Source organism: Protofrankia sp. CiP1_Cm_nod4 (assembly GCF_982290645.1).
The window spans coordinates 16,778-24,993 of the sequence record NZ_CEVIVC010000010.1; the positions used below are offsets into that span (position 1 = coordinate 16,778).

9 protein-coding genes are annotated in these 8,216 nt (G+C 72.3%); 4 read left to right on the top strand and 5 right to left on the bottom strand.

Annotated features, from left to right (window positions below; translation table 11 throughout):
* The 3 genes from AC5LSR_RS03875 to AC5LSR_RS03885 form a co-directional block, all read right to left on the bottom strand.
* Positions 1 to 1,627, bottom strand: a 1,627-nt coding sequence (locus AC5LSR_RS03875; RefSeq protein WP_493468147.1) for a leucyl aminopeptidase family protein, incomplete at its 3' end; no start/stop codon positions are given.
* 105 nt (positions 1,628 to 1,732) lie between these two features.
* Positions 1,733 to 1,900, bottom strand: a complete 168-nt coding sequence (locus AC5LSR_RS03880) for a DUF3117 domain-containing protein (protein ID WP_013872340.1) — start codon at positions 1,898 to 1,900, stop codon at positions 1,733 to 1,735.
* 329 nt (positions 1,901 to 2,229) lie between these two features.
* Complete coding sequence (locus tag AC5LSR_RS03885) at positions 2,230 to 2,703, bottom strand: DivIVA domain-containing protein (protein ID WP_250283607.1); 474 nt, start codon at positions 2,701 to 2,703, stop codon at positions 2,230 to 2,232.
* A 187-nt stretch (positions 2,704 to 2,890) separates the two neighbouring features.
* Between AC5LSR_RS03885 and folP the strand changes: the two genes are divergently transcribed.
* Together folP and AC5LSR_RS03895 are read left to right on the top strand one after the other, a co-directional pair.
* Positions 2,891 to 3,832, top strand: a complete 942-nt coding sequence (folP, locus tag AC5LSR_RS03890; RefSeq protein WP_250283606.1) for a dihydropteroate synthase — start codon at positions 2,891 to 2,893, stop codon at positions 3,830 to 3,832.
* A 519-nt stretch (positions 3,833 to 4,351) separates the two neighbouring features.
* A complete protein-coding gene (locus tag AC5LSR_RS03895; protein ID WP_250283604.1) occupies positions 4,352 to 5,113 on the top strand; it encodes a tyrosine-protein phosphatase in 762 nt (253 codons plus the stop codon).
* A 111-nt stretch (positions 5,114 to 5,224) separates the two neighbouring features.
* Here the strand turns inward: AC5LSR_RS03895 and dapE are convergent, their stop codons facing one another.
* On the bottom strand, positions 5,225 to 6,376 hold the full coding sequence (gene dapE / locus AC5LSR_RS03900; protein ID WP_250290037.1) for a succinyl-diaminopimelate desuccinylase: 1,152 nt from the start codon (positions 6,374 to 6,376) through the stop codon (positions 5,225 to 5,227).
* Between the two features lie 80 nt (positions 6,377 to 6,456).
* A complete protein-coding gene (locus tag AC5LSR_RS03905) occupies positions 6,457 to 7,335 on the bottom strand; it encodes a 2,3,4,5-tetrahydropyridine-2,6-dicarboxylate N-succinyltransferase (protein ID WP_250283600.1) in 879 nt (292 codons plus the stop codon).
* Positions 7,336 to 7,562: 227 nt separating this feature from the next.
* Here AC5LSR_RS03905 and AC5LSR_RS03910 point away from each other — a divergent pair, with 227 nt between their 5' ends.
* Together AC5LSR_RS03910 and AC5LSR_RS03915 are read left to right on the top strand one after the other, a co-directional pair.
* Positions 7,563 to 7,799: a FitA-like ribbon-helix-helix domain-containing protein gene (locus AC5LSR_RS03910; protein ID WP_250283598.1), complete on the top strand. Its 237-nt coding sequence runs from the start codon at positions 7,563 to 7,565 to the stop codon at positions 7,797 to 7,799.
* On the top strand, positions 7,796 to 8,188 hold the full coding sequence (locus AC5LSR_RS03915) for a type II toxin-antitoxin system VapC family toxin (RefSeq protein WP_250283596.1): 393 nt from the start codon (positions 7,796 to 7,798) through the stop codon (positions 8,186 to 8,188). The genes AC5LSR_RS03910 and AC5LSR_RS03915 overlap by 4 nt, the downstream gene beginning before the upstream one ends.
* Positions 8,189 to 8,216: the final 28 nt, after the last annotated feature.

Sequence of the window (8,216 nt, forward strand, 5' to 3'; positions counted from 1 at the left end):
AGCCCGTCCCGCCCTTGCTGATCTCGCCGTCGTCGGAGTCGGAGCGGGCGGTGCCGGCGATGTCCAGATGTGCCCAGGGCAGGCCACCGGTGAACTCCCGCAGGAAGAGCGCGGCCGTGATCGACCCACCGGAGACGTTCAGCGCGCTACCGGTGTTCGCCAGGTCGGCCACGGTGGACTCCAGCGCCGGCCGGTAGTCCTCGACCAGCGGGAGGCGCCACACCCGTTCGCCCGCGTCCGCCGCCGCGGACGAGAGCTGCTCGGCCAGGACCTCGTCGGAGGCGAACAGGCCGGCCGTCCTGCGGCCCAGCGCGATCGTGACCGCGCCGGTGAGGGTCGCCAGGTCGACGATCGCGTCCGGTGCCAGGGTGGCGGCGTAGGCGAGCCCGTCCGCGAGCACCAGGCGCCCCTCGGCGTCGGTGTTGAGCACCTCGACGGTGGTGCCGCCCCAGCAGGAGATGACGTCCCCGGGCCGCAGCGCGCCCCCGCCGATCATGTTCTCGGCGAGGCAGAGCAGCGCGGTGACGCGCCCGGGAGCCCGCAGGGCCGGCAGCGTCACCATGGTCGCCAGGACGGCCGCGGCGCCGGACATGTCGGTCTTCATGGTGGTCATGGACGTCGCGGGCTTCAACGACAGGCCACCGGAGTCGAAGGTGATCCCCTTGCCCACCAGCACCACGTGCCGGGCGTCCGCCGACGCGCGCGCCCCGTCCGACGAGGGGCCGCCGGCCGAGGGAGCGCCGGCCGAAGGGCCGCTGTAGGTCAGCCGCACCAGCCGGGGTGGGCGTGTCGAGCCCGCGCCCACCGCGACCAGCCCCCCGAAGCCCTCGCCGGCCAGTTCGTCGGGGCCGAGCACCTCGACGTCGAGGCCGGCGGCCCGGCCGAGCTCGACCGCGCGGTCGGCGAACCAGGCCGGTGACTTCAGCAGGCTCGGCGTATTGATCAGATCACGGGCGAGGTGGACGGCACGAGCGGCCGCGGCGGCGGCGGCGAGCGACGCCCGCAGGCCGACGTCGTCCGGATCCGGGACGACGAGCGTCACCTCACGCAGGATCCTCGACGGCTCGTCGGCGACGTCGGGCCCGGCATCGGCGGCGGACTCGACACCAGTACCGGTACCGGCAGGCTCAACGGTGACGGGCTCAACGGTGACGGGCTCGGCAGGGGTGCCGCCGAGGCCGGGGTCATCGGCATGACCAGCCGCGCCGCGCGGCGCGCTCGTCCCGCCCACCGCGGCGGCCGGATGCCCGCAAGCGGCGAACGGCCGGTAGGAGGCCAGCGCCAGGCCCTCGGCAAAGGCCCGTGCGGCGGCCGCGTCCACACCGGCCCGGGCGTCGGCGAGCACGGCGGCCCGGTCGGCCGGCCCGGCCCGGCGGGCCAGCGCGGCACCGGCGGCCCGCCACGCCGCCGCGTCCCGCTTGCCGGCCCCCACCAGCAGCAGCTTACGCGGGCCGGCAGCACGCCCCAGCGGGATGGCGATCACCTCGCCCTGGTCACCGCTGGCGCGTTCCCCCGCAAGCAGAAGATCAAGATCGATGCCGAGGGACTCGCCGACCGCGCGCCCGGCCGGGGTGACCACCGCGAACGCACCCGCCTTCTCCGGCGGGAGGGTCAGCAAAGCCAGCACCGGGGCACCGGCGTCCAGCGGGGCGCCGGCCCACGGCCTCACAATCGGCGGACGGGCAGCAGCCCAACCACTGTCCACAACGTCAGGCACGCTGGCTGCGCACGCTTAGCCGGCCGCCGACTTCAGGGCGTCCCCAAGATCTTTCGCTTCGTCAGGCAACAGCTCCACCACGAGACGGCCACCCCCTTCGAGCGGGACGCGCATGATTATGCTGCGCCCCTCTTTGGTGACCTCGAGCGGACCGTCACCCGTCCGCGGCTTCATGGCCGCCATCGGTGCACCTCTTCCTGCCGTCGGACCTGCTACCACCAGCGATTATCCCGGAGAACAGGCCGGGAACCGAAACACGTCACCCCGCAGCGCCACAACAGACACAGGCTGACAGGTCCGCAAACCACCAAAGGCACCCCCGGACCGCCAACACGAACACGATTCGAACCAACACCAACGATAAGGACACCGTGGACGACGGGAAAGTCACCGCCGTGTCGCCCGCACGCCACCCGCCGCGGCTCGACACAACAGCAGCACAACACGCCACGCCGCCGCCAGGGCCTGGCGGGGCGCCAGCAGCCCGCCGGCAGGCACGGCGCTGGCAGGCGTCAGCCCGGCGGCGGCGCGGGCAGCGGGCCGTGCGGGCCGTCCGGTGTGCCCGACAGACGCCGTATGCCGGCGGCGTCCGTCGGCTGGCGGGTGCCCGTGACATCCGGGCCCTCGGCCTGGCTGCCCCAGCCATCCTGGTCCGCGCCCCGGGCGGGCCAGGGGTAGCGATCGAGCCGGGCGAAGGAGGCCAGCCGCACCATCTCCTCGTCCCGCCGCGCGAGTTCGGCGTCACGCCAGGCGAGCTCGCCGGCAAGGCGCGCAAGCACCGCGTCCACGTCGGCCATCCGGTATCCCCGTAGCGCCATCTCGAACCGGATACCGGCCACATCGTCCGCGGACATCGTCGGTGACGGCAGGCGCTGGTCAGCCGCGTCGCGCGGAGCGGGCGACAACCGGTCGAACCTGCCCACCGCCAGGGCCGCGACAGCGAAGACGATGGCGGCGACAACCACGATCTCGACAGCGAGCAACACCCAACGATCGTTACACGGCTGGCGGAGTCCCGCCGCATGTGCCACCCCTTCCGCGCGCTTGCCGCCGTTGCCGGGCTGCTCGGGGAAGTCCGCGATGCGCGGCGGCCCCTGCCCACAGCCGGCCGGCGGCCCCTGCCCCTCGGCCGCGCGGCGGTCCGTGGACGGGTGACCAGCTAAGCTGGCCCGGATGCCCACCGACGTCGGGACCGCCGGTACGCCAGGAGCACCGGATGCCCCTCTCCCGGTGTTCCCCGCGGGCTGTGGTGGCGACCTGCGGCTCGGTTCGTCGACGTTCCACCCGTCCGACCTGGTGATCATGGCGATCGTCAACCGGACGCCGGACTCCTTCTTCGACCGGGGCGCCACCTACGGCGAGCGCGAGGCGCTGGCCGCCGTCGAGCGCGCGGTCGCGGAAGGCGCCCGGATCATCGACATAGGCGGGGTCAAGGCCGCTCCCGGTGAGGATGTCGACACCGCCGAGGAGCTGCGCCGGGTCGGCGGGTTCGTCGCGCTGGTCCGCGCCAGGCACCCCGACATCGTGATCAGTGTGGACACCTGGCGCGCCGAGGTCGGCCGGATCGTGGCGACCGAGGGCGCCGACCTGCTCAACGACGCGTGGGGCGGCGCCGACCCCCGGCTCGCCGAGGTCGCCGCCGAGCACGGGCTGGGCCTGGTCTGCACCCACGCCGGGCACCAGCCGCCGCGTACCCGCCCGCACCGGGTCACCTACGACGATGTGGTCGCCGACATCGTCGCCACGACGACCGGGCTCGCCGAACGCGCCAGGGCGCTCGGCGTGCGGCCCGAGGGCATCATCGTCGATCCCGGGCACGACTTCGGCAAGAACAGCCGCCACTCCCTGGAGGCGACCCGCCGGCTGCCGGAACTGGCCGCCACCGGATGGCCGGTGCTCGTCGCCCTGTCGAACAAGGACTTCATCGGCGAGGTCCTCGACAGCCCCGTGACGGAGCGGCTGGAAGGCACCCTGGCCGCGACCGCGGTGAGCGCGTGGCTCGGCGCCAGGATCTTCCGGGCCCACCAGGTGGCACCGACCCGGAAGATCCTGGAGACGGTGGCGGCGATCCGCGGCACCCGCGACCTCGCCGTCTCGCGCCGGGCTCTCGCGTAGCGACGTTGCGGACACGGCGCGGCCCCGCGCCCGGAACGGGCCTCCCGCGTTCCGGCGATCGCCTCCCGGGGCCACCGGAGCCCGTCACGAGGACGGGGCCGCCCGATTCCCGACACCTGTCCCGGACGTTACGGTGCCACCACTTCGCCGCCTATTCCGGCCCAGTTATTACGGAATTGTTGTGGACGTGAATCCCGTATGTCGTCACGGGCCGGATCCGCTCTGATTACCAGGCACCGGGATACCGCCCGCCCCGCCGGCCGCGCCCAGCGTGTGGCCGGCCCTGCCGCGAGGCCGGGCCGGCCACGGCGCGTACCTCCGGCGCCCGGCACGAAGGCAACGGGCAGCCGACGGCCGTTCCCCGGCGCCGTCGGGTCATGACATATTCCGGGCCCTCCGCCCACCACTTGTTGCCGGATGTGATTTCAACGGACACCTCGCGGGCCCCGGGCCTGGGGTAGGATTCACTTCTGCCACCGGACGGCAAGATCTTTTTATACATGTCGAGGGGGCCGGCCAGTGTCCTTCGAGTTCGACAGCCTGTTCAACTTCCGGGATCTTGGTGGACTGGCGCTGCACGACGAGCAGGCCACCCGGCACGGGCTCGTGTTCAGGTCGGACGCGCTGCACGGCCTGTCGGCGAGCGACCGCGGCTATCTCCTGGACGCAGCGGGAATCGGTGTCATCATCGACCTGCGGACGGCCGAGGAGGCCGACGGTGACGGGCTGCAGGACCAGCGCATCTTCCCGGAACTCGAGACATACCATCTCTCCGTGATGCCGGAGGGCCGGATCGGCCGGGAGCCGTTTCCCGACGGCCGCGATCCCGCGGCGCTCGCCGAGGGCTACTACAAGAACCTCATGGAAGGCTCAGCCACCATCGGGAAGGTTTTCGGCATCATCGCCGATTCCCTGGACAGGAACGTCCCCGTCCTTTTCCACTGTGCCGCCGGCCGGGACCGGACCGGTCTCATAGCGGCTATTCTCCTGAGCCTGGTCGGGGTCAGGAACGACGAGATCGCGCGGGACTTCCTGCGCAGCAACCACCACGCGCACCACATCGCCGCCCGGCTGGAGCAGAATCCACTGTACGGCGCGTCGAGCCCGGCCGGGCTCGGCCCGGCACTGCTGCAGGCCCGGACCATGGACATGTTCCTCGACCTGCTGCGGTCACGAAACGGCGGTGTCCTGGCCTGGGCGGCTTCGACCGGCATACCCACACCGATCATCGACGCGCTGCGCGCCGGTCTCGTCCCGGGTATTGCCGGCATCACCCGCTGATGCGCACGGCCGGTCCTTCCCGCTCCAGCCCTTCCCGCTCCAGCCCTTCCCGCTCCGGCCCCTCCCACAGCGATCCCCCTACGACGGGTTCGCGTCATGACGCCGGCGCGCTCACCGCCGCCCGCGGCCGGCGGCCGGCCCGGCCAGATAGCGGTGCAGCACGTCCTCGGCGGCGTCGATCAGCCCCAGCGCGACGTGTTCGTCCCGGGTATGGGCAAGGTTGGGATCACCCGGGCCGTAGTTGAGCGCCGGGATGCCAAGGGCGGCGAACCGGGCCACGTCGGTCCAGCCGTACTTGGCGACGGGCGTGCGCCCCACCGCCTGGACGAACGCGGCCGCGGCCGGCGCGGTCAGCCCGGGCAGCGCGCCGGCCGCGCTGTCGGTCAGTTCGACCGGGAACCCGTCCAGGGCCTCCCGGACGTGACCGAGCGCCTGGGTGACATCACGGTCCGGAGCGAACCTGTAGTTGACCAGGACCTCGCACGCGTCCGGAATGATGTTGCCGGCCACTCCGCCGGTGATCCGTACGGCGTTGAGGCCCTCCCGGTACACACAGCCGTCGATCGTCACCGTCCGCGGCTGGTAGCTGGCGAGCCGTTCCAGTAACGGCGCGGCCCGGTGGATCGCGTTCTCCCCGAGCCATGACCGGGCCGAGTGCGCCCGGCGTCCCGGCACCGTGACGGCCACCCGCAGGGTGCCCTGGCAGCCGGCCTCGATCTCGCCCGATGTCGGCTCCAGGAGCAGCGCGAGGTCGGCGTCCAGCCAGTCCCGGTGGTTCGCGGCCAGGCGGCGCAGGCCGTTGCGGACGGCGTCGACCTCCTCGTTGTCGTAGAAGACCCAGGTCACGTCGTGCGCGGGAACGAAGCCCCCGGACCATGCGGACGAAGCGACACCAGCGGAGCCGGCGGGCCCAGCGGGCGCGGCTGAGCCGGCGAGAGCGGCCGCCAGCCGCAGCATCACGGCCACCCCGGCTTTCATGTCCGAGGTCCCGCATCCGTACAGGTGCCCGTCCACCAGCCGGCTGGGCAGGTTGTCCGCGACCGGGACGGTGTCCAGATGCCCGGCGAGCAGCACCCGGGTCTGCCGGCCCAGCCCGGTCCGGGCCACGACCGCGTCGCCGTCACGGTCCACCCGCAGCCCGCCGAGGCCGGTCAGGGCCTCCTCGACCGCGTCCGCGAGCGTGCTCTCGGCCCCGCTCGGCGAGGGGATGTCGACGACAGCGCGGGTCAGCTCCGTCGCCGACAGGCTCAGATCAAGGCGCATGCCCGGGCTCACGTCGCTTCGTCTCCCCGTCGCTTCGTCTCCCTCGTCGGCATCTCTCCCCGTTGCCTCGCCTCCCCGGCTCAGGGTGCGACACCGTGCTCCCGCAGGACGTCGTTGAGCGCGAGCTTGTCGTGGATCTCGCCTTCGGCGAGGGTCCGCAGCACGAGGACGCACGGCAGCGCGTAGTCCCCGCCGGGGAACGACTTCACCCGGCTGGACCCGACCGCGACCGCCCGCTCGGGGATCTCGCCCCGGGGGTACTCCTCGCCGGTGTCCGCGTCGAAGACATGGGTGGACGCGGTCAGGATCGCGCCCGCGCCGAGCTTCGCGCCGCGACGCACCCGCGCGCCCTCCACGACCATGCACCGGCTGCCGATGAACGCGTCGTCCTCGACCACCACCGGCTTCGCGTTCGGCGGCTCCAGCACCCCGCCGATGCCGACGCCGCCGGACAGGTGCACCCGACGGCCGATCTGCGCGCAGGAGCCGACCGTCGCCCAGGTGTCGACCAGGGTGCCGGCCCCGACGTATCCGCCGATGTTGGTGTAGCTCGGCATGAGCACCGCGCCGGGCTCGACATACGCGCCCCAGCGGACGATCGCGCCCGGCACCACCCGCACCCCGTCGAAGGACGTCTTCAACGGCACCCGGTCGTGGTAGCGAAAGTCCCCGGCGGCGGACTCGGCCATCGGCAGGACCCGGAAGGCGAGCAGGATGGCACGCTTGGCCCGCTCGTCCACGACGACGTCACCGGTGTCGGTGACGTGGGCGACCCGCGCCTTCCCTGCGTCCAACAGGCTGACCGCTTCGACTACGACGTCGTACACGTCGCGGCCGTCCGGCGTCTCGGACACGTCGGGGTTCTCCCACAACGTGTCGATGACGGGATCGATGGCCGAGTCGACGGCTGGGCCGGCGGCGGAGCCGGCGGAGTCGGAAATCCTGGCTGAGCTGCTCACGGTCACGACCTTAACGAGGCGGACCAGCGGCTGCCCAACCGATTGCCTCCCCCGGCCCCGCCCGGGCCGGCCGAGAACACGATCAGCCTGTCCGATAAAGATCCCCGTATCGCACACCGACGGACACAGCAGAAACTCACCGACAGACCCGGCGGACCACCGACGAGACGTCTGCAGGCATACGCCAGCCGCTTGCTATCCGCTGCTTCCAGCAGCAGAATGCTGCTATGGTCACCGCAATCACGATTCGGGACGTCCCTGACGGGACCCGTGACGAACTCGCCGCGCGGGCCGCGCTCAGCGGCCGTTCCCTCCAGGAGTACCTGCGCTCCCAGTTGATCGAACTGGCCCGGCGGCCGGACGCGGAGGTGCTGCTCACACGGGTCCGTGACCGCAAGCAACGCGTTGGCAGCCACCTGTCGGTCGAGTCGATCCTCGGCCACCATGACGCCGACCGCAGATGACCCTCGTCGTCGACTCCGGTCTCGTGGTCGCGGCACTCGTCGACAGCGGCCCGGTCGGGACCTGGGCGGACCACCTGCTTGCCACCGATGACCTGGCCGCGCCTCATCTCATGCCGGTGGAGGTCACGAATGTGCTGCGGCGGGCCGCCCTGGCCGGTGAGATCTCGGCGGACACCGCCGCCCTGGCCCACGCGGACCTGCTGAGCCTACGGGTCGAACTGTTCGCCTACGAGCCGTTCGCCACCCGGGTGTGGGAGCTGCGGGAGAACATCACCGCGTACGACGGCTGGTACGTGGCGCTCGCCGAGTCGCTGGACGCCAAGCTTGCCACCCTGGATCTCCGGCTGGCCAAGGCCACCGGCCCCCGCTGCTCCTTCACAACCCCGTAGACCGAAGGCACCCCACCATCCGGGCTTT